The organism is Janthinobacterium sp. ROICE36, from assembly GCF_002869965.1.
Classification (GTDB): domain Bacteria; phylum Pseudomonadota; class Gammaproteobacteria; order Burkholderiales; family Burkholderiaceae_D; genus Janthinobacterium.
Genome location: NZ_PEBS01000064.1, coordinates 1 through 25,041 on the forward strand (window position 1 = coordinate 1; position 25,041 = coordinate 25,041).

Annotated in this window: 19 protein-coding genes and 1 pseudogene; 11 read left to right on the top strand and 9 right to left on the bottom strand. The window is 63.7% G+C overall.

Features of this window, described 5'->3' with window-relative positions:
• Positions 1-744: 744 nt before the first annotated feature.
• Positions 745-1,014, top strand: coding sequence for a hypothetical protein (locus tag CSZ94_RS21460; protein WP_102123386.1), 270 nt, complete (start codon positions 745-747; stop codon positions 1,012-1,014).
• Between the two features lie 123 nt (positions 1,015-1,137).
• Positions 1,138-3,435, top strand: a pseudogene (locus CSZ94_RS21465) (acyl-CoA dehydrogenase); the annotation flags it as partial.
• Positions 3,436-3,461: 26 nt separating this feature from the next.
• On the opposite strand, the gene CSZ94_RS28890 reads toward CSZ94_RS21465, so the two are convergent.
• Positions 3,462-4,673, bottom strand: a complete 1,212-nt coding sequence (locus CSZ94_RS28890; RefSeq protein WP_102123387.1) for a TCR/Tet family MFS transporter — start codon at positions 4,671-4,673, stop codon at positions 3,462-3,464.
• 105 nt (positions 4,674-4,778) lie between these two features.
• Between CSZ94_RS28890 and CSZ94_RS21475 the strand changes: the two genes are divergently transcribed.
• From CSZ94_RS21475 to gdhA, 4 genes are all read left to right on the top strand, one after another.
• Entirely contained in the window at positions 4,779-5,417 is a 639-nt protein-coding gene (locus CSZ94_RS21475; RefSeq protein ID WP_102123388.1) for a TetR/AcrR family transcriptional regulator, read from the top strand.
• Positions 5,418-5,519: 102 nt separating this feature from the next.
• Positions 5,520-6,881, top strand: coding sequence for a prephenate-dependent tRNA uridine(34) hydroxylase TrhP (trhP, locus tag CSZ94_RS21480; protein ID WP_102123389.1), 1,362 nt, complete (start codon positions 5,520-5,522; stop codon positions 6,879-6,881).
• Positions 6,882-7,010: 129 nt separating this feature from the next.
• Positions 7,011-8,258, top strand: coding sequence for a DUF819 family protein (locus CSZ94_RS21485; protein WP_102123390.1), 1,248 nt, complete (start codon positions 7,011-7,013; stop codon positions 8,256-8,258).
• A gap of 216 nt (positions 8,259-8,474) precedes the next feature.
• A complete protein-coding gene (gene gdhA, locus CSZ94_RS21490; RefSeq protein ID WP_102123391.1) occupies positions 8,475-9,818 on the top strand; it encodes an NADP-specific glutamate dehydrogenase in 1,344 nt (447 codons plus the stop codon).
• Here gdhA and CSZ94_RS21495 read toward each other — a convergent pair.
• Positions 9,815-10,372: a flavin reductase family protein gene (locus CSZ94_RS21495; RefSeq protein ID WP_102123392.1), complete on the bottom strand. Its 558-nt coding sequence runs from the start codon at positions 10,370-10,372 to the stop codon at positions 9,815-9,817. The two genes, gdhA and CSZ94_RS21495, sit on opposite strands and share 4 nt — an antisense overlap.
• Positions 10,373-10,532: 160 nt before the next feature.
• On the opposite strand from CSZ94_RS21495, the gene CSZ94_RS21500 reads away from it, so the two are divergent.
• Both CSZ94_RS21500 and CSZ94_RS21505 read left to right on the top strand, forming a co-directional pair.
• Positions 10,533-11,162: a GIN domain-containing protein gene (locus tag CSZ94_RS21500; protein WP_102123393.1), complete on the top strand. Its 630-nt coding sequence runs from the start codon at positions 10,533-10,535 to the stop codon at positions 11,160-11,162.
• Between the two features lie 42 nt (positions 11,163-11,204).
• Positions 11,205-12,014 carry an enoyl-CoA hydratase gene (locus CSZ94_RS21505; protein WP_102123394.1) on the top strand — a complete coding sequence of 270 codons (810 nt, stop codon included), beginning with the start codon at positions 11,205-11,207 and terminating at the stop codon, positions 12,012-12,014.
• Positions 12,015-12,020: 6 nt separating this feature from the next.
• Here the strand turns inward: CSZ94_RS21505 and CSZ94_RS21510 are convergent, their stop codons facing one another.
• The 5 genes from CSZ94_RS21510 to CSZ94_RS28125 all read right to left on the bottom strand — a co-directional run bounded on the left by CSZ94_RS21510 (position 12,021) and on the right by CSZ94_RS28125 (position 18,178).
• The gene (locus CSZ94_RS21510) at positions 12,021-12,758 is read right to left on the bottom strand and encodes an AIM24 family protein (RefSeq protein ID WP_102123395.1); all 738 of its coding nucleotides are present in this window, start codon (positions 12,756-12,758) and stop codon (positions 12,021-12,023) included.
• A 3-nt stretch (positions 12,759-12,761) separates the two neighbouring features.
• Positions 12,762-13,373, bottom strand: a complete 612-nt coding sequence (locus tag CSZ94_RS21515) for an AIM24 family protein (RefSeq protein WP_374703599.1) — start codon at positions 13,371-13,373, stop codon at positions 12,762-12,764.
• Positions 13,374-13,420: 47 nt separating this feature from the next.
• A complete protein-coding gene (locus CSZ94_RS21520; RefSeq protein WP_102123396.1) occupies positions 13,421-14,074 on the bottom strand; it encodes an AIM24 family protein in 654 nt (217 codons plus the stop codon).
• A gap of 122 nt (positions 14,075-14,196) precedes the next feature.
• The gene (locus CSZ94_RS29220) at positions 14,197-17,361 is read right to left on the bottom strand and encodes a S8 family serine peptidase (protein ID WP_102123397.1); all 3,165 of its coding nucleotides are present in this window, start codon (positions 17,359-17,361) and stop codon (positions 14,197-14,199) included.
• Between the two features lies 1 nt (position 17,362).
• Positions 17,363-18,178, bottom strand: a complete 816-nt coding sequence (locus CSZ94_RS28125; protein WP_180977571.1) for an NF038120 family PEP-CTERM protein — start codon at positions 18,176-18,178, stop codon at positions 17,363-17,365.
• Between the two features lie 427 nt (positions 18,179-18,605).
• Between CSZ94_RS28125 and CSZ94_RS21535 the strand changes: the two genes are divergently transcribed.
• Entirely contained in the window at positions 18,606-19,508 is a 903-nt protein-coding gene (locus tag CSZ94_RS21535) for an ATP-binding protein (RefSeq protein ID WP_180977572.1), read from the top strand.
• Positions 19,505-20,158: a response regulator transcription factor gene (locus CSZ94_RS21540; protein WP_258001133.1), complete on the top strand. Its 654-nt coding sequence runs from the start codon at positions 19,505-19,507 to the stop codon at positions 20,156-20,158. The genes CSZ94_RS21535 and CSZ94_RS21540 overlap by 4 nt, the downstream gene beginning before the upstream one ends.
• Here the strand turns inward: CSZ94_RS21540 and CSZ94_RS21545 are convergent.
• Entirely contained in the window at positions 20,155-22,626 is a 2,472-nt protein-coding gene (locus CSZ94_RS21545) for a TonB-dependent receptor (protein WP_102123400.1), read from the bottom strand. The genes CSZ94_RS21540 and CSZ94_RS21545 overlap by 4 nt on opposite strands.
• Before the next feature lie 92 nt (positions 22,627-22,718).
• The gene (locus CSZ94_RS21550) at positions 22,719-23,180 is read right to left on the bottom strand and encodes an Lrp/AsnC family transcriptional regulator (protein ID WP_034784295.1); all 462 of its coding nucleotides are present in this window, start codon (positions 23,178-23,180) and stop codon (positions 22,719-22,721) included.
• A 99-nt stretch (positions 23,181-23,279) separates the two neighbouring features.
• Between CSZ94_RS21550 and ilvB the strand changes: the two genes are divergently transcribed.
• A complete protein-coding gene (gene ilvB, locus CSZ94_RS21555; protein WP_102123401.1) occupies positions 23,280-25,037 on the top strand; it encodes a biosynthetic-type acetolactate synthase large subunit in 1,758 nt (585 codons plus the stop codon).
• Positions 25,038-25,041 lie beyond the last annotated feature (4 nt).

The window sequence follows — 25,041 nt, forward strand, 5'->3', positions numbered from 1 at the left end:
GTTTGGTGACGACGAGAAGAAGTCACAGGGAAAGAGCAATACGGGTCAGCGCCGCGCAGCTGAAGCAGTGGAAACGGGCACAGCTTAAATTAGTCGGCAAAGTGTCTTGACTAATGGATCCACTTTATTGGAATGCGGGCCGAACCGTTCGGCCGACGTTCGGGATATCCACGGTAGAGTTCCCGATGCTAGAGGTCGTTCGTGCCATCAATATCAGGGGCAAACGCCGTCGAAGTTGACGTTCGTTTCGAAGAGGCACTCGGACTGGTCAGTAGATAGTGTCTACCTTTTATGCGGCAGCCGATGACCAGAATGAGAGATCTTTGCCCTTGATCAACTATGGTTTGCTGTGCGCACACCGCACTCTGGGATGCCAGATTGATTGCACCATGTTGATTTTCAGGAATTATCTCGAAGATAAATAAAAGTGTGATTTATTTGATATCGACCAGCATCGGAATTGAAAATCCTTGTATCGGTGGTTCGATACCACCCGGGCACCAAGAATTCAGCAGCAGATAGCAAAAACCTTCCATCCCGCCGCTGTGTACGCAAACGTACGGACTGCTGCGGCGCAAGAGCACATGCTGCAGGCAGACCATATCCCTTGCCGCCGCCAGCGCCCTGCGCGACACGGCAGACGGATCGCCTGGTCATCTCTCCCCGCCACACCGCCATGCGAAACTCGCGCCCGACGCCGTCGAGACGTTCCGTACCTAACGGCACACTGCCAAAGGATGCATCATGAAACCTAACCTGATATTGCTCGCGCTCGCCTCTACCCTCGCCTTGAGCGCTTGCCAGCGCGAAGCGCCACCCGCGCCTACCGTCGTGCAAGTCGTTCCCGGGCCTGCCGGCGCGCCTGGTCCGGCCGGCGCTACCGGAGCCACGGGCGCTGAAGCCCCTGCCGGCGCAACCGGTGCCACCGGCGCACAAGGCAACGATGGTGCCAAGGGCGACGACGGCGCCAAAGGCAGGACGGGCGACACGGTGATTGTCGTTCCACAACGCTAATCCGACCGACACCGGACACCACAACGCCACCCCCTGCGGTTGGCGTTGTGCGTATGCGCTGTACCGCACAGTAACATCGGCCATATCGGCCTACCCTGTAGTTATTACACAGGGAGATATTACATGCTGACGATCATACTGCTGGTGGCCCTGCTGGGCCTGATTGTACTGTTCGCGCCCGGCCCCGTGCGCCGCGCCCTGCTCGCTCCGCGCCTGCTGGCCCTGTTCAAGCGCATCTTGCCGACCATGTCCGACACGGAGCGCGACGCGCTCGAGGCGGGCACCACGTGGTGGGATGCGGACCTGTTTTCCGGCCGCCCAGACTGGAAAAAATTGCTGGCGTATGGACCCGCCTCGCTCACCGCCGAGGAACGCCACTTTCTCGAGCATGACGTCGAGCGACTGTGCGAACTGGTCAACGACTGGGAAACGCAGCAGCAACTCGACTTGCCACCGCAAGCCTGGGACTACATGAAGGCGCAAGGCTTTCTCGGCATGATCATCCCGAAACAATACGGCGGCAAGCAGTTCTCCGCCTATATGCATTCGCAAGTGGTCATGAAATTGTCCAGCCGCTGCTCGGCCCTGGCCGTGACCGTGATGGTGCCCAATTCGCTGGGGCCGGCCGAATTGCTGTTGCACTACGGCACTGAAGAACAAAAAGATTATTACCTGCCGCGATTGGCCGCCGGCACCGAGATTCCCTGCTTTGCGCTGACCAGCCCGTATGCGGGTTCTGACGCGGCCGCCATTCCCGACCTGGGCGTGGTCTGCATGGGCATGCATGAGGGCCGCGCCACTGTGGGTTTCCGCCTCAGCTGGAACAAGCGCTACATCACCCTGGCGCCCGTCGCGACCTTGCTGGGACTGGCATTCCAGACCAGCGATCCCGACCATTTGCTCTCCGACAATGATGCGCCAGGCATCAGCTGCGCCCTGATCCCCGCCAGCCACGACGGCGTGGTGATCGGCCGCCGCCATCATCCCTTGAGCGCCGCATTCCAGAACGGCCCCACGTCAGGTAACGATGTCTTCATCCCCATCGACTGGGTCATCGGCGGCCAGGCGCAGGTAGGCAAAGGCTGGCGCATGCTGATGGAATGCCTGGCGGCCGGGCGCGCCATTTCGCTGCCCTCGTCCAGCGTGGGCATGGGCAAGATGGCCGTGCGCGGCACCGGCGCGTATGCGGCCGTGCGGCGCCAGTTCAACATGGCTATCGGCAAATTCGAGGGGGTGCAGGAAGCACTGGCCCGCATGGGCGCCAACCTGTACCTGATGGATGCGGCCCGCACCCTGGCCGCGCACGCCGTCGACCTGGGCGAAAAGCCGGCCGTCATTTCCGCCATCGTCAAATACCACGTCACGGAGCGGGGACGCGCGCTCGTCAACGATGGCATGGATATCCTGGGCGGCAAGGGCATCTGTGTGGGGCCCAACAATTTCCTCGCCAGCGCTTACCAGCAAATTCCCATCGCCATCACGGTCGAAGGGGCCAACATTCTCACGCGCAGTCTGATCATCTTTGGCCAGGGCGCCATCCGCGCGCACCCGTATGTACTCAGGGAAATGGCCGCGGTCAGCGAAAGCGACGGTCGCAAGGCCCTGCGCGATTTCGACTCGGCCTTCTTTGGCCATGTGGGCTTTGTGCTGGGCAACCTGGCCAGAGGGCTATGGTACGGGCTGGGCGGCGCGCGCCTGGCGGCCGTGCCCGATGCCGGCGCACCCGCACTGGCGCCCTATTACCGCGCCCTGACGCGGCTGTCGACGGCCTTTGCCGTCATGACGGATATGTCGATGTTCGTGCTCGGTGGCGAACTCAAGCGCCGCGAACGGCTGTCTGCCCGACTGGGCGACGTGCTGGCGCAACTGTACCTGGCTTCGTCCGTGCTGAAACGCTACGAGGACGATGGACGCCCCGAAGCCGACCTGCCCTATGTGCACTGGTCGCTGCAAGATGCGCTGGTGCAGGCGCAGCAGGGCTTGACGGGCGTGCTCGACAATTTCCCCGCGCGCGGGCTGGCGGTGCTGCTGCGCACCTTGCTCCTCCCCTTCGGCCTGCCGCATCGTCCGCCCTCGGATGAACTCGGCAGTGAAGTGGCGCTGGCCCTGCAAACGCCGGGCGCTGATCGCGAACGCCTGCTGGCCGACGCCCATGTGGCCAGCGAGGGCAGCCAAGGCGGCGATCCCGTGGCTTGCGCCGAGCGGGCACTGGCCCTGCTGCCCGAGGTCCTGCAGATCGAAAAACGCCTGAAAGACACGCCCGAAGGGGCATCCCTCAGGCACCTGCCGCAAAGCCTGTCCGCCATGCAACAGTGGCTGGCTGGGGCCAAGGCGGCAGGCAACGTCAGCTGCCAGGAGCACAATACCTTGCTGGAATATGCGCGCCTGGTCGATGGCTTGATACAGGTCGACGATTTTCCACCGGCCGCGCCGCAAGCCACGCTGGCCTATCCCCGCGACGACGCCGGCGTGGTTGACGCCAGCGACAAGCCCAGCACTAACGGCACCAGCGCCGCGTACACGACAATCGCCGACAGCCAGACGGCGCCGGGCCAGTACGCCCTCACGCCAAAATAAATGCTGGAAAACACCAGCGGGCACAACACGGATGCCAGACTCACGGACGAGGCCAGCACGCCCTGAAACTGGCCTTGCCGGTCGTCGGCAACCTGGCGCGTGGCCAGCGACTGCAGGGCCGGCGCGCCGATGCCGCCCAGAGCGAAGACGGGCATGATGGCGAAGATCATCCAGCTGCGGGTAGCGAAGGCCATGACGAGCAGCGCCAGGCAGGCACAGGCGATGCCCGCCAGGATGGTGGCGCGCTCGCCCAGCAGTTTCACGGCCGGGCCAGGCAAGAAGGCCTGGGCCAGCGCCTGGCACACGCCAAAGGCGCCCAGCGACAGGCCGATCCACAAGCCGTTCCATTCGAACGCATCGTGGCCCCACAGCGCCCAGCACACGCCACACACTTCGCCGGCCGCGCTGAAGGTAAAGAAAATGACCGTGATCGGCAGCAATCTTTTCTGTGAGAAAACCCAGCGCAAGGGGCGCAGGGGATTCAATGCCGCCAGGTCAATTTTTGCGCCGGTCGGCGTACGCGACTCGGGCAGCATAAACAACGCCAGCAGCAGGTTGCAGGTATTTAGTATGGCGGCCGCCATAAATGGCAGGCGCAGCCCGTAGTCGCCCAGCGCGCCGCCCAGCACGGGGCCGATGATGAAGCCTGCGCCGAACATGGCGTTGAGCAAGCCGAAACGGCGCGCCCGCGTCGCCTCGGGAGAAATGTCGGTGATATAGGCCGTGGCCACGGAGACATTGGCACTCGTCAAGCCCGCGATGGCGCGCCCCAGCAGCAGCATCCACAGACTAGAGGCAAAGGCCAGGAACAGGTAATTGACGGCCGCGCCCGCCAAGGAGAGCAGCAGCACGGGACGCCGGCCCAGGCGGTCGCTCAGCGCTCCCAGCACGGGCGCGAAAATGAACTGCATCAGCGCGTACAGGGCAGTCATGATGCCGATATATGGCGCCACGTTGGCCGCATGCATGACATCCTGCAGCAGCGCAGGCAGGATGGGGAAAATCAGGCCGATGCCGATGGCATCGAGGATGACGGTGGAGAAGATGACAGGCAGCGCGGTCGCCGGAATGGATACTTTCATATACTCAATCTAAATATGTACTCAGTATATAAATAATACGCCGCACTTGACTGCGCCATCAAACCTTATCTGTACTCAGTACACCTGGTGTATGATCGTGGCAACATGATGCTTCCTTCCGACCTACGTTCCCGCAAACGCCTTGCTACCCGGCAAGCCATCTCGAATGCCGCCACGCGCCTGTTTTTCGTGCGCGGCTTCGAGCAGGTGACGGTGGACGAGATCGCAGCGGCTGCCAGCGTGGGACGCATGACGGTATTCAACCACTTCCCCCGCAAGGAAGACATGTTCTTCGACCGCGAGGAAGAGGGACGCGAGCTGCTGCGAGAAGCGCTGCGCCAGCGCGATAGCGCCATCGCCCCCATCGAAACCCTGCGCCTGCTGGCGCACCGGTTGGTACGGGAAGGCAGTCCCTACATCACGTTTTCCGCCGCCGGCCAGGGGTTTATCGCCACCATCGAGGGCAGCAACACTTTGCAAGCGCGGGCGCGGGCGATCCGCGACGAACTGGCGCACGTCGTCGCGCAAGCGCTGACGGAATCCACGGGACAGAAAAGCGACGATCCCCTGGCCCAGCTGGCGGCCAACCTGCTGCTGGCCACCTGGAGCACCGCGCTCATCGAGGCGCACCACGCATTCCGTCAGCATGGCGACGCGCAGCAAGCCAAGGCCGGCTTTCTCGCCCTGGTAGACCAGGGACACGCAGGCTTGAACGCCGCCATGGCGGGCACGCCTTACGTCTGAAGTTGCCTGGCAACGGCGCTGACACCGGATGTCAATCCCTTGACCCAAAGCAAGGCGCTGGCGCGCCAGCCCGCATAGAATTGCCGGCTTTGCCCCTCCCCCATGCGCCACGCTCCCGAACTTCTCCTGCCTGCCGGCTCCCTGGCCAAGATGCATGCCGCCTTCGACTATGGCGCCGACGCCGTCTACGCGGGCCAGCCACGTTACAGCTTGCGCGTGCGCAATAACGATTTTTCGACCTTGCAAGCCTTGCAGGAAGGCATAGCTGGCGCGCATGCGCGCGGCAAGCAATTCTTTGTCGCCAGCAATATCTTCGCCCACAACGCCAAGCTGAAGAGCTATTTGGGTGACATGGAGCCGGTGATCGCCATGCGTCCCGATGCCCTGATCATGGCCGACCCGGGCCTGATCATGATGGTGCGCGACAAGTGGCCTGACGTCCCCGTGCACCTGTCCGTGCAGGCAAATGCCGTCAACTGGGCCGACGTGAAATTCTGGCACCGCATGGGCCTGACGCGCGTGATTTTGTCGCGCGAACTGTCGCTCGACGAGATCGAGGAAATCCGCCAGCGCTGCCCGGAGATGGAACTGGAAGTGTTCGTCCACGGCGCCCTGTGCATCGCCTATTCGGGCCGCTGTTTGCTGTCCGGCTATTTCAATCACCGCGACCCGAACCAGGGCACCTGCACCAATTCCTGCCGCTGGGATTACAAGGTGAAAAATGCCACGGAAGACGCCAGCGGCGACCTGGGCGGCATGCAGGTGGTGCCGCTGGAATTCCAGCAGGCGCTGGCCGAGGCCGACAACAATGCGTTTTCCGCCCTGCATCAGCAGCCGCGCCATCCGCTGGCCGACCAGCCCTATTTCCTTGAAGAAGCGCAGCGCCCGGGCCAGCTGATGCCGATACTCGAAGACGAGCACGGCACCTACATCATGAATTCGAAGGACTTGCGCGCCGTCGAACACATCGAGCGCCTGGTCAAGATCGGCGTCGATTCGCTGAAGGTCGAAGGCCGCACCAAGTCGCTGTACTACGCGGCGCGCACGGCGCAGGTCTACCGCCAGGCCGTCGACGACGCCGTGGCGGGTCGGCCTTTCGATATCGGCCTCTTGGGCCAGTTGCAAGGCCTGGCCAACCGTGGTTACACGGACGGCTTCTACCAGCGCCACCACACGCAAACGCACCAGAACTACATGCGCGGCGCCTCGGAAGCAGACCGCAGCCAGTACGTGGGCGACGTGCTGGGCGTGACGGACGGCTGGGCCAGGGTGGAAGTGAAAAACCGCTTCGCCGTGGGCGACCGCATCGAGGCCCTGCATCCGGGTGGCAACCGCGATTTCACCATAGCACGCATGCTCAGCGACGATGGCAAGGAGATCCAGGTGGCGCCCGGCAGCGGCCACTTCGTGCGCATCGAACTCGACGGAGCCCTCGACAAGGCCTTGCTGGCGCGCTATTTGTAACCGCCAGTCTGGTAAGCGAGGTGATAACAATTTGTTTAAGCCTCAACATTGCTATACGATACGGCCACCCTGCGCCCGGGGCCGTTATCGGAACCCGGTGCGTTCCTGACACGTTCACCGGAATCCCCGATGCCACCTGCCACTACCGCCCTCATCACCAATGACGCCGTCGTCCTCGGCCTGCTTGCCATGACCCTGGGGGGCGTCTTCTGGACAGCCTCCCGCGCGAATGGCTTCTGGAAAAAGTTTTATACCTATATCCCCTCGCTGCTGATGTGCTACCTGATCCCGGCGCTGCTCAACACCTTCGGCATCATCGATGGCAACGCCTCCGGCCTGTACGCCGTGGCACGCGACTATCTGCTGCCCAGCGCGCTGGTCCTGCTGTGCGTGGCCATCGATTTCGGCGGCATCCTCCGCCTGGGCCCCAAGGCCATCATCATGTTTCTCACAGGAACTGTCGGCGTGATGCTGGGCGCCCTCGTTTCGTTTGAAGCCTTGCGGCTGATCCACCCGGAAACGGTGGCGGGCGACACCTGGCGCGGCATGACGACTGTCGCCGGCTCGTGGATAGGCGGCGGCGCCAACCAGGCGGCCATGAAGGAAGTGTTTGAAGTCGATGCCACGCTGTTCGGCCAGTTCGTCGCCGTCGACGTGCTGGTAGCCAACGTCTGGACGGCCGTGCTGCTGTTCCTGGCCGGCCGCGCGGGCGCCTTCGACCGCTGGACCGGCGCGGATTTATCCGCCATCAATGCGCTCAAGGACGGCATGGAAAGCTACCGCGCCCAACATGCGCGCGTCGCCAGCCTGAGCGATATCATGGTCATCCTCGGCGTGGGCCTGGGCGTGACGGGCCTGTCGCACTTCCTGGCCGGCCCCATCATCAGCGGGATTGCCACCCTGCCCGCCGCATGGCGGCTGCAGGATTACAGCCTGACGTCGACCTTCTTCTGGATCGTCGTCCTGGCCACCACCTTCGGCCTGATGCTCAGCTTTACCCGGGCGCGCAGCCTGGAAGGCGCGGGCGCCTCGACCATCGGCTCGGCCATGCTGTACGTGCTGGTGGCCACCATCGGCATGCACATGGACTTGAAAGCCCTGCTCGACAAGCCCTTCCTCTTCCTGCTGGGCCTGATCTGGATGGCCGTGCATGGCGGCCTGATGCTGCTCGTCGCCAAGCTGATCCGTGCGCCCCTGTTCTTCATGGCCGTGGGCTCGCAAGCCAACATCGGCGCCGCCGCCTCGGCCCCCGTGATCGCCAGCGCCTTCCACCCGGCCCTGGCCCCCGTCGGCGTGCTGCTGGCCGTGCTCGGCTATGCGCTGGGCACCTACGGCGCCTACATCACGGGATTGATCTTGCGCAGCATGGCGGGCTGATCCACCCGGCAATGACGACAACGCCAGCCTGCGGGCTGGCGTTGTCGTTTGCGGACCGGGCAAGGCGCTGAAACTTCTCAGACATTGATATCAGAAAGCATCTAAAAATTCACCACAATGTAGCAGAAACCGCTCGAAACCAAATTTCCGCACTATTTCCGTGCAAAATCTGCGATGATAGTTGCCCAAACAACCGATTACCTCCATGGAATTCTGATGAAATACGCATCTGCTCACGAGTATGTCCAGCATGTCGCCGCACGCAATCCAGGTCAGCCCGAGTTTCTGCAAGCCGTCACCGAAGTCATGGAGAGCTTGTGGCCATTCCTGGAGCAGCACCCGAAATACGCGGAACAAGGCTTGCTGGAACGCCTGGTCGAGCCGGAGCGCGTGGTGATGTTCCGCGTGTCGTGGGTCGATGACCATGGGCAAGTGCAAGTCAATCGCGGCTATCGCATCCAGCACAGCATGGCCATCGGACCCTACAAGGGCGGCATCCGCTTTCACCCTTCCGTCACCTTGTCCGTGCTGAAATTCCTCGCCTTCGAACAGACATTCAAGAATGCGCTGACGACCTTGCCGATGGGCGGCGGCAAGGGCGGCGCCGACTTCGATCCGAAGGGCAAGAGTCCGGGCGAAGTGATGCGTTTCTGCCAGGCCTTCGTCAGCGAACTGTTCCGCCACGTGGGTTCGGACACGGATGTGCCGGCCGGCGACATCGGCGTGGGCGGCCGGGAAGTGGGTTACATGGCCGGCATGATGAAAAAACTCAGCAACCGTGCCGACTGCGTGTTCACGGGCAAGGGCGCCAGCTTCGGCGGCTCGCTGATGCGCCCGGAAGCGACGGGCTACGGCACCGTATATTTTGCGCAGGAAATGCTGAAAACGCGGGGCCGCACATTCGAAGGCATGCGCGTCTCCGTTTCCGGGTCGGGCAACGTGGCCCAGTACGCGGTGGAAAAAGCCATGGACATGGGCGCGAAAGTCGTCACCGTCTCCGATTCGAGCGGCACCATCATCGATGAAGACGGTTTCACGCCGGAAAAACTGGCCATGCTGATGGAAATCAAGAACCATCTGTATGGCAGGGTCAGCGACTACGCCGAACGCACGGGCGTGCGCTTCGAAGCGGGCGCGTCGCCATGGCATGTGCCGATCGACATCGCCCTGCCCTGCGCCACGCAAAATGAATTGAACCTCGACGACGCGCGCATGCTGATCGCCAATGGCGTACAGTGCGTGGCCGAAGGCGCCAACATGCCCACCACCATCGAGGCGGCAAAAGCGTTCGAGGCGGCCGGCGTGCTGTATGCGCCGGGCAAGGCCAGCAATGCGGGCGGCGTGGCCACGTCGGGCCTGGAAATGAGCCAGAACGCGGCCCGCATTTCCTGGCCGCGCGAAGAAGTCGATGCGCGTTTGCTGCAGATCATGCAAGGCATCCACGCCGCATGCAAGCAGTACGGCACGCGCGCCGATGGCACCGTCAGCTATGTCGATGGCGCCAACATCGCCGGCTTCGTGAAAGTGGCCGATGCGATGCTGGCGCAGGGAGTGATTTAACGCATCTCCGGCTTCATCAGGCTCTTGCGGCTAATCGTGCGGCCCGATACCATGAACTCGCCGTTGCCACGGTAGTGCAAGGTTTCGGGCAACTTGGGCGAGGTGGCCACGTGGGCCTTCACGCACTCGAAAATGAAAAAGCCACCCTTCGGATTGCCCCCCACCTGGGCCAGCTTGCATTCGAAGTTGGCGTAGCACTCGGCGATCAGGGGCGCGCCCACCAGTTCGGCCGACTGCGGCGTCAGGCCGAAGGCGGTGAACTTGTCCGTGTCTTCGCCGCTGCAATTGCCAATGGCGACCACCTGGTCGACCATGTCGGCCGTGGGCAGGTTGATCACGCACTCCATGCTGCGCTTGATCATTTCATAGCTGTGGTTCGCATCGGAAATGAAGCAGCCGAGCAAGGATGGCGTAAACTCCATCAGCATGTGCCAGCCCATGGTCATGATGTCGCTTTCGCCCTTCCACGTTGAGCTGAGCAGCACCACCGGCCCCGGTTCGAGGTAGCGCCGGATATCGGCGACGGGATAATCTTCTTTGTGGTAATTTTTCATCTGCTCTCCAGGACGCGGTACGCCATAGCATAGACCAACGGCACCTTGCCGGGCGCGCGGCTGTCATCCGCGCCGCGATTTGTGCAATGCATCGCAAATTTCTCCCCATGGGAGATGTTGCAACATAGAATACACTGATCACCTACCCAAGGAAACCGCCATGCGCCCTCTGCTCCTGTTGTCCGTCCTGTCCCTGGCTTGCCTCTCCACCATCGCGCATGCCGACGAGCAAACCCGCACGGTCGGCGCCTTCAACGCCATCGACATCCGCGGCCCCATCAGCATCGAAGTTGAATCGGGCAAGGAGCAGACCCTGCTGCTGCGCGGCGACCAGAAGTTCCTCAGCGGCGTCATCACGGAAGTGGTCGATGGCGAGCTGAAGATTTCCATGAAGGATAAAGATATCAAGAAAACGGAAGGCGACCCGCGCGTCATCATCACCATGCCCACCTTGCGCAAGCTGATCGCGGAAGGCGCGGGCGAGAAGATCTTGACCAAGCTCAATGGTCCAAGAGTCGACATCAGCTACAAGGGCGCGGGCCGCCTGGCCGCCGATGGCCAGGTCGACTGGCTGCGCCTGAAGGCGCAAGGCGTGGGCGAAGTCGATACGCAAGCCTTGCTGGCGAAAAACGTCGACGTCAATTTCGACGGCATCGGTTACGTCAAGGTGTATTCCTCGGGCGAACTGAACGCCGTGGTGCGCGGCATGGGCGAGCTGACGTATTACGGCAAGCCGAAGATCGTGCACAAATCAATCGCCGGCATTGGCAGTGTGAATGCCGCCAAATAAGATTTCCTAGAACAACAAGGCCATCAGGCCACTGGAGACCGCATGAGCGCAACACCCGATACCCACGATACCGACGCACCGCTGGTGCTGCGCGAAGAGCAGGATGGCCTCGTCACCCTGCGTTTGAACCGCCCCCTGCAATTCAATGCCCTGTCGGAAGCCATGCTGACGGCGCTGCAGGAAGCGCTGGACGCCATCGCGCAGCAGCCGCACGTGCGCTGCGTGGTGCTGGCCGCCGAAGGCAAGGCCTTTTGCGCGGGCCACGATTTGCGCCAGATGCAGGCCACGCGCCAGCTTGATTACTATCAAACCCTGTTCGCGCAATGTTCGCGCGTGATGCAAGCCATCCAGGCCTTGCCCGTGCCCGTGATTGCTCGCGTGCACGGCATCGCCACGGCGGCCGGCTGCCAACTGGTGGCCAGCTGCGACCTGGCCGTGGCGAGCGCCTCCGCGCGCTTTGCCGTGTCCGGCATCAACGTGGGCCTGTTTTGCGCCACGCCATCGGTGGCCCTGTCGCGCAATGTGTCGCCCAAGCGGGCCTTCGACATGCTGGTGACGGGCCGCTTCATCGACGCCGACACGGCCGCCGACTGGGGCCTGATCAACGAAACGGTGGCCGACGCGGCGCTCGACGAGGCCGTGGCGCGCCTGGCGCAGCAAATCATGGCGAAAAGCCCCACGGCCATCCGCTACGGCAAGGCCATGTTCTACCGGCAGCGCCAGCTGCCGCTGGACGAGGCGTATGCGTACGCGGGCGACGTGATGGCGCGCAATATGATGGAAGAGGATGCGGATGAAGGCGTGAGCGCCTTCCTGGAGAAACGGCCGCCCAATTGGCTGGCGCGGCCGTAAGATAGTTTAACGCTCTTGCTTCATCTGCTGCTGGACGGAAAGACTCAAGGTACCCAGGTCTTCCTTGCCCAGCAGCGGCAATTGCGCCAGCAGATGCATCAGGGCGGAACTGCCCGTTACATCGAGCTCGGACGATTGCACCAGCACCGTGCCGGCGCCCGTGAAGTCTATCTGCTTTTCCTCGCCCGATAAACTGAAACCCGTGAGTGCGCCGGCGGCCGAGGCCCAGCCCTGCACGTGGGCATAATCGTAGTGGTAGGAAGGGCTGGGGCAATCGGCCCAGCCCAGCACGGCCTGCTCATCCACGCGGCACGGCAATTCCAGGAAATGCACGGGGCCGTTCGACGAGGCGATCACTTTCCCCGTGCCGATCATGGTGAGATAACCGGGCAAGGTCGACTCCTGGCAAATCACATCCTTGGTAAAGCCCAGCAGGTTTTTCGCGCGGATGGTCATGTTGGCGTTGTCCAGGTCGTAGCACGCCAGGTCGTTGCCGTTGTCGCCCAAAATCAATTGGCCTTGCCCTTGGGCCACGACAAAGTGGTGGATGTATTTCGGTGCATTGAAGGCATTGCGCACGATCAAGTCGAGCACGCTGCTGCCCATGGCTTCGAAGCGCAGCTCGCCATAGAAGGCGACCATCTTGCCTTTGCGAATGAAGATCTGTTCCTTGACGTCGATGACATACGAAAAACGGTTCAGATTATCGTTCTTCGGCAAGGTATCGGGATTGTAAATCGTCATGGCTTACCTTTCGCTCGCTTGGATATAGACCGTGCCCTGGCCCGTAAACTTCACCTGGTACGATTCGCCGGATGCCTGGCCGACAAAGGTTTTCCAGTTCAGGTCCGTGACGATGGTTGAGCTCAGCTGGCCCGTGTGGCCGATATACGCTTGCGGGTCGACAAACACGGGCACGTCCGGTGTGACGGGCAAGCCGATGGCGTTGCCATCCGACAAAATCGCCACTTCGCCCGTGCCTTGCAAGGTGGTGGTAAACAAGCCCTGGCCGGAAGCCATGCCGCGCACCACGCCCTGCACCCCGCCCTGGTTGCCCAGGAACATGGTGCCCGCCGTCAGGCGCGCATCGAAGGCCAGCAGGGAATCGCTTTCCACATAGAACGTTTCGCCGCGCACGGGCACGATGCTGACGAACAGGCCGCCCTGCGCGTAAAACACGCTGCCCGTGCCACGCGCCGACATCAGGGCATAGCCCTCATTTGTGACGGCGCGCATGGCCAGGCTTTGCACGCCCTGGCCCGCCAGGAAGGAGCGGCTGAACGCCACATCGCCCTGGTAAGACACCATGGCGCCCTTGCGCGCGAACACTTCTTCATTGCCGAGTTTAACCTCAAGCATCTTTTCATTGATTTGCTGATAGACAGGCATCGCGGGTCCTCGCTAACTTAACGTTCGGCGGGCTGGATGAACACCACGCCCTGGCCTGTGAATTTGTGCTGGTACGATTCGCCCGAGCTCTGGCCTATCATGGTGCGCCAATTGACGTCGAAGACGAATTCCTGGCGGATATCGCCCTTGAAGCAGACAAAAGCGTCCGGGTCCACGCGCAGCGGGTGCGCGGGCGTCACTTCCAGCATGAGCAGGTTGCCGCGCGATATGACGGCCAGGTTGCCATGGCCCTCGACGGTGGTGGAAAACAGGCCCTGGCCCGAACTGGCGCCGCGCAGGCCGGCAAAGCTGGTGCCCGTCTTCAGGCTGGTGTCGTAGGCCAGCAAGCTGCTGCTTTCGATGGTCAGCTTTTCGCCGGCCAGCGCCATGACGGTGATCTCGGCCGCATTCTGCGCAAAAAACACCGTGCCGCTGCCTGAAGCCTGCATCAGCTGCATGCCTTCGTTCGTCACCTTGCGCTTGAGCGCGCCGAAGATGCCCTCGCCACCGAGCAGGGATTTTTCAAATTTGATGCTGCCCGTATAGGCGACCATGGCGCCGGCAATCGCCAGCACTTTTTCATCCTGCAGGCGCACTTCCAGCAGGCGGTCGGTATTGGTGCGGAAACTGGTCACGCGCGACTCCCCAAGAATGCCAGGGCACAAAGCCATGGCTATCCGACAAGATACCGGGGGCGTTACCGCCATGCAAGTGCTATTCCTCCCGAACGGGGGTGAGCGAATAAAAAAAAGGCGTACCCGTAAGCACGCCTTGCGTTCACACAGGAAACGGCTTATTCCGCCAGCACCGGCCTGGCGCCACGCGCGCTCTGCAACAGCGGCACGGGGTCATTGGTATTGACCTCGACCACCGTCACGCCCTGCAGCACGCCAGCCACCTGGTAGCCGACGGCGCCCAGGTGGCGCTTGCCTTCGGCCAGGTTGGACCAGCTCAGCGAGACAGTTGCGGTGCCACCCGTGTAGGCCGTGCCAGGCATGAGCGCCTTGAAGTTGCCGTTGTTCAAGCCCGGCGCCAGCACCCACGACGACAAGGTGTAGTTGGCCTGGCCGTTTTGCGGCGCGTAACCGATCACGCACACCTTGTAGGTGCCGGCGGCGGGCAGGCGCAGTTCCACTTGCTCATTGGAACCTTCATTGCCGCTGCTGCCGACCAGCACATTGGCGGCGTTGTAGACCTCCATGTCCATGTCGGTATTCGCGCCGCCCGTCGTTTCCGCGTCGTAGGTGGCAAAACGCGCCGCCAGGGTGCCGGCCGGGATCACCACGTTGTGCACGTTCACACCCGTGGCGCCGCCGGCCTTGCAGGCAGCCGATGCGGCAGCGCCCGTCGCCGCCTGGCCTACCGTGCGCGTCTCGCGCACGGCTTCCACCAGTCCCGACTTGACGCTCACCAGCGCGCCCGTGAAGCCCGTGCCCAGGGTCAGCACCTTGCTGCCCGTGGCCGCTTCACTGCTGACCAGAGGAATGGCGGCCAGCGAGGTGCCGCGCGCCGTCAGCGGGCTGCGCACCGTGTGCGTGCCATCGGTCCAGTTCAGGGCGCCGTAGGTCCAGGTATTGGCCGGCGCCGTGGTGCGCGTCAACTTGACCTGGTACTGCGCCTTGGCGCCCGGCGCCAGGCTCAGGCTGCTTGGCGTCACCGCCACCGTGTAGCCTGGCAGGCTGGCCGAGACGTTGTAGACGGCGCTGCTGGCGCCCACGTTGGTCACCGTGCGCGTCAGCACTTGCGTGCCCAGCACATTGGCCGCCGTCAGCGACGCCAGGTTCAGGTTGTAGGCGGCGATGCTGCCGATGGACTGGCAGGTGGCGGCGCTGTAGACCTTCAGGTTCAGGCCGCACAGGAAGCGCGCATAGTCGATTTCCGACATGTCATACACGAGACCCGGATCGGCCGCGCCGTTCGGTGCGATGTGGCCGGCGCCCTGGCCCCACGGCAGCTGGCCCGAGTTCTTCGCCGTGGCATCCCACGACACGGAACCGTTCAAGCCATCCGAATAGGTGCTGAAGGCCGTCGTCATCAGCGCCGACTTGATGGCCGCAGGCGACCAGTCCGGATGCTGCTGCTTGAGCAGCGCCGCCACGCCCGCCACGTGCGGGCTGGCCATCGAGGTGCCGGAATAGAAATCCCATTCCGCCAACGGCGCCACGCCACCGGCCGCCACGGCATCGCGCTGCGCCTGCGTCAGGTCGGCCGTCACGCCGGCCAGCACGTTGGTGCCGGGCGCCGACAAGTCGGGTTTCAGGATGTTCGCATTGGCCACGTTCGGCCCGCGCGAGGAACGGTCGCTGACGATAGGCGCCTGCACCGTCGTGTCGGCGACAGTATGGATGTCGCCCAGCGCCGCCGTGCCGTCAGGCGTCGCCGCCATGAAAGCCTTCAGCGCGTCGCCCTGCGCCTGCGCCAGGTGCACGGTCGACAGCAGATGCGCCTGGTTGATGATGGTGTTGGCGCCGCCGGCCACGTTGGCGATGACCACGCCCGCCGCGCCCGCCGTCTTGGCGTTCGCGCTCTTGTTGACCAGCACGTTGCCGCCGCGGTCGCACACCAGCACCTTGCCGGCCACTTTCGCCGGGTCCAGGTAGGCCGACGTCGCATCGGCCACGCCGAAGCAGCGCAGCAGGTTGACATCCGTTGGCAACACGCCGGCCAGGCCCGCGTCGCGCGAGCGTATCAGCGGCAGCGCGGGCGTCTTCGCATTGCTCGATGCGCCTTCCAGCTTGCTGCCGTTGCTGAGTATCACATTGCCCGCGTACAGGCGGTTGTGGGTGGAGTTAGCCACCGTCGCCAGCCAGGGGCTGATGTGCGACACGGGCGCCGGCACGTCGGGCGCAGGCGTGGCCGGGCCGGAATTGCCGCCGGACGTGGCGACAAAAACGCCCGCCGCGGCCGCGCCGAGGAAGGCCACTTCCGTCGGTTCGTCAAAAGCGCCGCCGCCCGCGTTCGGGCCGATGGAGAAGTTGATGACATTCACGCCGTCCTTGACCGCCTGGTCGATGGCGGCCACGCTGTCGGCCGTGGCGCAGCCGTTGCGCCCCGTCGATGCGGCTGTCCAGCAGACTTTATAGGCGGCAATGCGGGCGCGCGGCGCCATGCCCGAGGCCTTGCCCAGCGACACGCCGCCCGAGGTGGCGATGGCGCCATTGTTGCCGCCGGCCGTGGACGCCGTGTGCGTGCCATGGCCGCCGTGCCCTGTCAGGCCGGCGACGGAATCGCGCGGCGACAAAAATTCCGTCCAGTGCAACGCCGACGTGGCGGCACGGTAGTAGCGCGCGCCGATCAGCTTATTGTTGCAATTGTCGGCGGAAAATCCCTCGCCTGTCTGGCACGTGCCATGCCAGCTGGCCGGTGGCGCGCCGTACACGACGTTGTTGCCGCTGTGGCTGGGCACGCCGTTCTCGTCGAGGCGGTCGGCAAAAGCCGTGTTCTCTGGCCAGATGCCGCTGTCGACGATGCCGATGACGATGTCTTCGCCCGCGTGCGCCTTGCCGCCCAGCTGTTCCCAGATGCCGCCCGGCTTGTCCAGGCCCAGGAAGCTGGGCGTGTAGCTGGTGTCGAGCTGCAGGATGGAATCGGCGCTGATGCTGGCCACGCCGCTGTTTTTCTTCAGGGCCCGCACTTCATCGTCCGTCAGCAAGGCGGAAAAGCCGTTGAAGACGACGCTGTACTGGTGCGTGATTTCAGCCGCGCTGACGGTACCGGCCACGGCGGCCTGTTTGGTATCGAGGTAGTTCAGGTAAGCCTGCACATCGGCGGCGCCCACATTGATGCGCGCGCCCGGTGCCGGCTTGGTGGCGGCCAGGCCGTCGACCTGGCCCGTGTAGGTGGCGGCCGGCTTGTCGACCAGTTGCACGATGTAGGAGCGGCGTTCCTGCGCCTGCGCCGCTTGCGCCAGGCTGGCGGCCAGCAGGAGGATAGCGAGTGAAACGGGACGTAATTTCATCTCACGCTCCTTGCACGGTGGACGCTGCGAACTTGCCGGTACGGCGGCGCGACAGCATGCCGATGGCGCCCAGGCCGGCCAGCATCAACATGTAGGTTGACGGTTCCGGCACCGCGCTGATGTTGATATTGTCGAGCGCGAACTGGCCCTGGTTAAAGGCGGGGAAATCGAGGGAATTGCTGCACGCGCCAGTGTCATTGAAAATGCACGCATTGAAGGTCAGGCCCGTGAAGGCGTAATTGCTGAAGCCGCTCAGCAGGGAAGCGCTCTGGAAATGGTAATTGCCATCGCTGCCCTGGCCGGGAAACGCCAGCGAGGTGTTGATCACCTGGCCATTGCCGAGCGTGCCGCTCAACTGCAGCTGGCCCCACTGCATATTGGGCAAGCCGGACACGGGCGCGATGAAGGAATAGTCGAAACCGGCCAGGGTGAATGCCTGGTGGTCGGAACGCGAGAAATTCACGCCGCCATCGTTGAGGATGGCCAGGTAATTGCCGGTGGCGCCCTGCGGGCAGGCGGCGATATCGCACGACGAGCCCACGCGGCCATCGAGGATGGCGCCTACGCCGCTGACGCCGCCGCCGGCCGCCGTGGTCGGGTCGGCCAGGAACAGCAGGTTGTAGCTCGACGTATTGAGCGTCTGGCCGCTTTCATAGATATCGGGACGCAAGGTGTCGAAGCTCAGCACGCCGGCCATGGCCGGTGCCGAGGCCAGCACGGACACGGTGGCCAATGCGGCAAAGACGGTGGAGCGAACGCGGGTAGCGCACGGATTGACGGTGGCGGGCGATACCCGCGCAAGTGATAAACGATTCATTCTATTCCCTTGATTGTTGTGGATAGATAGGTCGGCAGGTCTGACGCCCGCTTTCAGCTTTTTCACAAAAGTGTCAACAAATATAGCAAATTGCATAAAATAAATATCATATTTTTAATATCATTTATTTATTTTTTATCTAACTCGGCGAAACTTTGTTTTGTTTTATCTATGAAAGCTTGAGGAATCTCAACGTTACACTTGAACAACAATTCATGGCGACCCAAGCGTGCGCGCCAGCAGGCCGGCGCAACTTCGGATAAGCTCGGAATCCGCGCTTGCTGCATCGTCACATCGCGGTACACCTGTTCCATCCTGGAACACTGCCTGGTCTGCCGGTGCTCCGCCAGACGCGCCCCTTGCGCCCCTTGCCGATGGCATGAAGCTTGCACAACAAGGGGATCGACCGTGCTCAGGGAGCAGCATCATGGAACACTACCAACTGGCCGGCAGCGGCCGCTCAGGCACGCGGCCGGCCTGGCGCAGCTTCGTGTGCTGCGCGCTGGCGCTGGCTTTTTTCCTGCTGGCCACCCGGCTGGACCTGGCCGAACGGCTGGCGCATGCCCTCTGGCGCCAGGAGCACTGGCAACTTGATGAATTGGCCCTGAGCCTGCTGTTCCTGGTGCTGGCGCTGGCCGGCTTTGCCGTGCGGCGCGGACGCCAGGTGGCCTTCCTGCTGGCGCAAAACCGCACTCTCACGCAGCGCCTGCTGCGCGCGCAGGAAGAGGAACGCTGCGCGCTGGCGCGCGAGCTGCACGACGAGGTGGGACAGGACTGCACGGCCATCCGCGCCGCCGCCAGCTATATCCTGCGCGCAAGTGCTGGCGACCAGGCGAATGTGCAAGCGTGCGCCGCCAGCATCGCCCGCTCGGCGGAAGCGCTGCATGCGATGGTGCGCAGCATGCTGCGCCCGCCCGTGCTCGACAGCCTGGGCCTGGAAGCGGCCCTGCAGGCGCTGTGCGACAGCTGGGCGCAGCAGCACGGCATCGCCTGCCGTTTCGCGCCGCAGGCCATCCCCGCCGGCCTCGACGACAACACCGCCACCACCATCTACCGCCTGGTGCAGGAAGGCTTGACGAATGTGGCCCGCCACGCGGGCGCCGACCATGCCACGGTGGAATTGCGCGCCGATGCGCACGGCTTGCTGCAGCTGGCCATCGAAGACAATGGCCAGGGTTTGCGCCAGGACAGGCAGCAGGATCCCGGTTTCGGCATGCTGGGCATGCGTGAAAGAGTGGCTGGTCTGCGCGGCCATATCCGCTGGATCAGCGCACTCGGTAACGGCTTGCGCATCGAAGTAGCCATGCCATTCACGGCCAGCGCAGCATGAACATGCGCCCGATCCGCGTGATGCTGGTGGACGACCATCCGGTGGTGCGCACGGGTTACCGGCGCCTGCTGGAACAGGGTGGCGACATCGCCGTCGTGGCCGAGGCAGGCAATGGCGAAACGGCGTATGGCTTGTACCTGGAGCAGGCGCCCGACGTCTGCGTGACGGATTTGTCCATGCCCGGCATCGGCGGCCTGGAATTGCTGCGCAAGCTGCTCGCCCGCGACGCTAGCGCCCGCGTGCTGGTCTTCAGCATGCACGACACGCCGCAGCTGATCGCGCGCGCACTCGATGGCGGCGCCTGCGGCTTCGTCAGCAAGCAAGCCGACCCGGAACACCTGGTCGATGCCGTGCGCGCCGCCCACGCGGGCCGGCGCTACCTGGATCCGCACAGCGCGCCCGGCGTGCTACAGGGCAAGGCCAGCGTGGAAGCCCAGCGTTTGAGCAGCCTGAGCCAGCGCGAATTCGAAATCTTCCGCCTGCTGGCCGAAGGCCGCAGCGCCGCCGAGTGTGCCCGCCTGCTACACGTGAGCAGCAAGACGGTGGCCAACCACCAAACCTGCATCAGGGAAAAGCTCGACGTGCCCGGCCCCGCCGCTTTGGTGCATCTTGCGCTGCGCAACGGCGTCATCGAACACGTCCACCCTTAAAACGCGTAGCGCAAGCCCGCATTCACACTGCGCGGCGCGCCGGCCGCATAAAAAGTCGCGTTGACCATCGGATACGCACCGTTCACGGCCGGCAGCGGCCGGCCAGCAAAGTTGCCCTTGGCATCGAAACCCGTCGCCCCCAGCTGGGCCGCCGTTGCATATTTCCGGTCGAACAGGTTATTCACCTGGGCAAACACGCTGAGTTGGGGCGTCAGTTGGACTTTGCCATTCAGTTCCACCACGGCGTAGCCGGCGCTCTTGCCGGAACCCAGGTACGCTGGCCCGCCCGGCTGGTGCTCGTTGTTTTCATTGCCGCGCGCATAAGCGCTCGACACGGCTGTCATGGCCAGACCCACCGTCCAGTCGCGTCCGCCCTGAACATCCACGTGCGCCTTGAAAATGTGGCTGGGTGTCAGGGGAATCCGCTTGCCCGGCGTGATGACGATATTGCCTTCCAGGCCAGGTGCGTCCGCGTCGCTGCTGCTGTTGGCGCTGCCATTGACCACTTCCCGGCTTTGATACGTCGCCTGCAGCCACGTGTAGTTGACGCCGAAGTCCAGCGCGCCCGCCTTGCCATCGGCCGCCAGTTCCACGCCCTGGTGGCGCGTCTTGCCGAAATTTTTGAAGTAGCCAAAACCGGCCTGCTTGTCGGCCACGAACAGGATATCGTCGTGATTTTCCGCGCGGAACACGCCCGCGCTCCAGCGGCCCACATTGGCGAGTGTGCCGCGCACGCCCGCTTCCCACGTCTTCGTCACCACCTGTTTTAATGGCGGGTCGCCGGCCATGGCGTTGGGCAGGCGGCATGGATTTTCCGGGTCGGCGCAGCCGAGCTCGATGGCCGTCGGCGTGCGGCTGCCTTCGTTGTAGCTCAGGTAGGCGCCGATGCCGGCCTCTGGCGCATAGGCCAGGCCGATGGCGGGGTTGAAGCGGCTGAAACGGTGGTCGCCATCGAGCGAACCGCTGCCGCCGCCGGGCGTGATGGCGTCGCGGTTGCGCACCGTGTTGCGGTTGTAGCGGCCTGAAACGCTCAAGGTCAATGTTTGATTGAACGCAATGCTGTCGCTCGCATACACGCTCCAGGTGCGCATGCGCCCGCTCAAATCGACCCGGTTATCCACTGGCGTGCCATCGTCATCGATTTCCGTGCCGTCGGCAAAGAATGCGACGGGCGTGATGCTGCGGTCCGGGTTCAAATAGCCGAACTGGCCGGTCTGGCGGAATGTCGCGTGGCTCGTGTCATAGGCGGCGCCGGCCGTGACGGCATGGCGCGCTCCCGCCACCTCGGCCAGCGCGGTGAACTGGCCGGAAAAGCCATAGTTTTCCTGCTCGGTATGGCTGCGGTTGATCAAGCCGTTGCATTTTTCGGCCGGATCGTCGTTCAACAACACATTGCCGATGCAGCGCCATTTCGGAAACGGCGTATTGGACGCATTCGCCCCGCTGGCGGGAAAGCCCGTGTAGCCGGCCGCCGCCAGCGCCGCCCGCTCGGCCGCGCCCGGCTGGTAGACAGACTGGTCGAGCGACTCGTCGTTCAGATCGCCATTCAAGGTGTGCGTGTCGATCTTGCGGTAGTACACATTGCCCGACAACAACAAGGCAGCGCTGGCCTGGTGCTTGCCCGTCAGGTTCAGCAAGGTCGCCTTGTTTTCAGTCAAGTCCGGCTTGGTGTAGACGCTGCGGTAATCGCGCGCCAGCAGGCGCTGTTCCTGCAAGCCGTTGCCCGTCAGCGCATTGTCCGCGTGGGCCACGGTGGCGGCAATGTCCGTGCGCGCATCGCTCCAGCCCAGCTTGCCAAATACCTGGCGCACGTCCGACGGCGAGTCATCGCGCCAGCCGTCCTCCTTGAAGCGGTTGCCCGTCACATACCAGTGCCAGCCCTGTGCATTGCTGCCGCCATGCTCGAGCTCGACGGCACGCCGCTGGTGCGAGCTTAAACGCGCCTCGATGGCCGTACCCGGACTGCTGCGGCCATCCTTGGTTTGCAGGGCCAGCGCGCCGCCCAGGGTGTTGAGGCCAAACAGGGGATTCGAGCCGGGCATCAGCGTCAGCGAGGCGATCGCCATGCGTGGGATCAAGTCCCAGCTGACGACATCGCCAAACGGCTGGTTCAGCCGCATGCCGTCGAGGTACACGGACAGTCCTTGCAGCGTGCCCAGCAGTGGCGAGGCCGTATAGCCGCGAAAGCTGACGTCGGGCTGGAAGGGGTTGTTCTGCACTTCGTTCACAAGCACGCTGCCCAGGTTGCGGCGCAGGAAGGCGGAAATGTCGAGCGCGCCGCTGCGCGCGATCTGTTGCGCGCTGGCCGTTTGCACGGGCGCGGCCAGGGTATCGCGCGGCTGCTCGACGGTAGGCAGCGGCATGCTGCCGGTGATGATGACGGTGGGCAAGTCGCCCGCGGCGGTCGGCTCGGCTGCCTGCGCCTGGCACAGCGCCATGGCGGCGGCGGCGAATAAAGTCAGTTTCATGCGTATCCCCGATTTATAGTGGTTTTTATTGCGTCCAGTATCGGACCGCCACCGGGGATGGGCCAGGGAAAAACTCCCGCCGTGCAGGGGAACTAACGTTGCAGCGGCAAGTAGCTTTGTTTGAGCTGGCGCAAGACAAAGCTCGACTTGCTGTGGCGGATGCCGGGAATTTTATACAGGCGCTCGCGCAGCAGGCGTTCGTAGTCGCGCGTGTCGCTGACGGCGATGCGCAGGTAGTAATCGTAGTCGCCCGAGACGAGAAACGCTTCCAGCACTTCCGGGATCATGGCCAGCGCGTGGCCGAATTCGAACAGGGCCTGGTCGGAATGGTCATCCAGCGTGACTTGCACGATGACGGTATCGGCCAGCCCCACCTTGGCCGCGTTGACGTTCACCGTGTAGCCCTCGATGACGCCATCGTCTTCCATGCGCTTGATGCGCGCCCAACAGGGTGACGAGGTCAGGCCCACTTTGGCGCTCAGCTCGTGCAGGCTGATGCGGGCGTCCTGCTGCAGGGCGGTCAGGATGGCGAGGTCGAATTTGTCTAGCTTCATTCTGTCATATCCTTATTTCACAGCAAATTTTACTGAATATCTCATTCTATACGAGAAAACCAGCAGCCTTTTCTGTCGCGGCAAGCAGAAAATAGAGCCATGAAACCTGACCCCGCCCCCCTCCTCGCTCCCGCCCACGCTCTTGTGCCGCGCAACGGCGCCAGCGTCCTCATCGACACCCTGCTGGCGCTGGGCGTCGACACCGTCTTCGGCTACCCGGGCGGCGCCGTGCTGCCCCTGTACGACGCGCTGCATGCCCAACCCCGCTTGCGCCACGTGCTGGTGCGCCACGAACAGGCGGCCGTGCACGCGGCCGAAGGGTATGCGCGCAGCACGGGCCGGCCCGGCGTGGTCTTCGTCACCTCCGGCCCCGGCATGAGCAATACCACCACGGGCTTGCTCGACGCCCTGTGCGATTCGATTCCCCTCATCTGCATCAGCGGCCAGGTGGCCACTACCAGCATCGGCACCAGCGCCTTCCAGGAATGCGACGCGCTGGGCATTTCGCGCCCCGTCACCAAGTGGAACCGGCAAATCCGTACGGCAGAGGAAACGGCGGGCGTCGTGCACGCAGCCTACGCACAGGCCACGCAGGGGCGGCCCGGGCCCGTGCTGGTCGATTTTCCCAAGGATTTACAGCTGGCGCCGGTCCTGGACAACACGCCGCCGCCCGTCGCCGCAGCGGCCGCGCCCCTGCCCGACAGCCCTGACCTGGAACGGGCCGCCAGCCTGATCGCCGCCGCGCGCCAGCCCGTGTTCTACGGCGGCGGCGGCCTCATCAATTCCGGCCCGGATGCCTGCGCCGCGTTCGGCCAATTGGTGAAGCTGGCGGCCGCGCCCTGCACCCTGACTTTATTGGGCCTGGGGGCCTTTCCCGCCTCGCACCCGGCCTTCCTGGGCATGCTGGGCATGCACGGCACGCTGGAGGCGAACCTGGCCATGCACCATGCTGACCTGATCGTCTGCGTGGGCGCCCGCTTCGACGACCGGGTCACGGGGCGCCTGGATGCCTTCTGCCCCGGCGCAAAGATCATCCACATCGATATCGACCCGGCCTCCATTTGCAAAGTGGTGCGCGCCGACGTGGCCCTGCGCGGCGATTGCGCGCCCGTGCTAACCGCATTGCTCACTACGTTGCTGGCGCAGCTGCGCGGACGCTTGCTGGCAGACCGCCAGCCGTGGTGGCAGCGCATCGATGGCTGGCGCGCGCAAGACAGCCTGGCCTTCGACGACACGCCCGACGTCATCGCGCCGCAGGCGCTGATGCGCCGGCTGCAGGCGGCCCTCGACGCACAGGACGCCATCGTCTCCACCGACGTGGGCCAGCACCAGATGTGGGCCGCGCAGCACTTGCGCTTCGAGCGGCCGCGCCGCTGGCTGACCTCGGGCGGCGCCGGCACCATGGGTTATGGCTTGCCGGCCGCCATCGGCGCGCAGATCGCCCACCCGGACGCCTGCGTGGTGTGCGTCAGTGGCGATGCCTCGATTTTGATGAATATCCAGGAACTGGCGACCGCCGTGCAGCACCGCCTGCCCGTGAAAGTGGTGTTGTCGAACAATGGCAGCATGGGCATGGTGCGCCAGTGGCAGGAACTCATTCATGGCGGGCGCTATAGCCACAGCTACATGGAAGCGCTGCCCGATTTTGTCGCCCTGGCGCGGGCATTCGGCTGGCAGGCGCACACGGTACACCGGCGCGTGGAACTCGATGCAGCGCTGGCCACCTGCCTGGCATCAAGCGGCCCGTATTTTCTCGACGTACGCGTGCATGGCGCAGAAAACTGCTTCCCCATGATGGCACCCGGCGCGGGGCATCATGAAGTCACCTTGGCGAAAGACGTCGTCTATACCGAGTAAAAAA

What these genes read in the sequence shown, in the direction of transcription:
- ilvB (WP_102123401.1), top strand. Translation starts at nt 23,280, where the DNA reads ATGAAACCTGACCCCGCCCCCCTCCTCGCTCCCGCCCACGCTCTTGTG.
- CSZ94_RS29220 (WP_102123397.1), bottom strand. Translation starts at nt 17,361, where the DNA reads ATGAAATTACGTCCCGTTTCACTCGCTATCCTCCTGCTGGCCGCCAGC.
- CSZ94_RS21515 (WP_374703599.1), bottom strand. Translation starts at nt 13,373, where the DNA reads ATGCTTGAGGTTAAACTCGGCAATGAAGAAGTGTTCGCGCGCAAGGGC.
- CSZ94_RS21485 (WP_102123390.1), top strand. Translation starts at nt 7,011, where the DNA reads ATGCCACCTGCCACTACCGCCCTCATCACCAATGACGCCGTCGTCCTC.
- CSZ94_RS21500 (WP_102123393.1), top strand. Translation starts at nt 10,533, where the DNA reads ATGCGCCCTCTGCTCCTGTTGTCCGTCCTGTCCCTGGCTTGCCTCTCC.
- CSZ94_RS21520 (WP_102123396.1), bottom strand. Translation starts at nt 14,074, where the DNA reads ATGGCTTTGTGCCCTGGCATTCTTGGGGAGTCGCGCGTGACCAGTTTC.
- CSZ94_RS21545 (WP_102123400.1), bottom strand. Translation starts at nt 22,626, where the DNA reads ATGAAACTGACTTTATTCGCCGCCGCCGCCATGGCGCTGTGCCAGGCG.
- CSZ94_RS21495 (WP_102123392.1), bottom strand. Translation starts at nt 10,372, where the DNA reads ATGAAAAATTACCACAAAGAAGATTATCCCGTCGCCGATATCCGGCGC.
- CSZ94_RS21475 (WP_102123388.1), top strand. Translation starts at nt 4,779, where the DNA reads ATGATGCTTCCTTCCGACCTACGTTCCCGCAAACGCCTTGCTACCCGG.
- CSZ94_RS21540 (WP_258001133.1), top strand. Translation starts at nt 19,505, where the DNA reads ATGAACATGCGCCCGATCCGCGTGATGCTGGTGGACGACCATCCGGTG.
- CSZ94_RS21505 (WP_102123394.1), top strand. Translation starts at nt 11,205, where the DNA reads ATGAGCGCAACACCCGATACCCACGATACCGACGCACCGCTGGTGCTG.
- CSZ94_RS21510 (WP_102123395.1), bottom strand. Translation starts at nt 12,758, where the DNA reads ATGACGATTTACAATCCCGATACCTTGCCGAAGAACGATAATCTGAAC.
- CSZ94_RS28890 (WP_102123387.1), bottom strand. Translation starts at nt 4,673, where the DNA reads ATGAAAGTATCCATTCCGGCGACCGCGCTGCCTGTCATCTTCTCCACC.
- gdhA (WP_102123391.1), top strand. Translation starts at nt 8,475, where the DNA reads ATGAAATACGCATCTGCTCACGAGTATGTCCAGCATGTCGCCGCACGC.
- trhP (WP_102123389.1), top strand. Translation starts at nt 5,520, where the DNA reads ATGCGCCACGCTCCCGAACTTCTCCTGCCTGCCGGCTCCCTGGCCAAG.
- CSZ94_RS28125 (WP_180977571.1), bottom strand. Translation starts at nt 18,178, where the DNA reads ATGAATCGTTTATCACTTGCGCGGGTATCGCCCGCCACCGTCAATCCG.
- CSZ94_RS21460 (WP_102123386.1), top strand. Translation starts at nt 745, where the DNA reads ATGAAACCTAACCTGATATTGCTCGCGCTCGCCTCTACCCTCGCCTTG.
- CSZ94_RS21535 (WP_180977572.1), top strand. Translation starts at nt 18,606, where the DNA reads ATGGAACACTACCAACTGGCCGGCAGCGGCCGCTCAGGCACGCGGCCG.
- CSZ94_RS21550 (WP_034784295.1), bottom strand. Translation starts at nt 23,180, where the DNA reads ATGAAGCTAGACAAATTCGACCTCGCCATCCTGACCGCCCTGCAGCAG.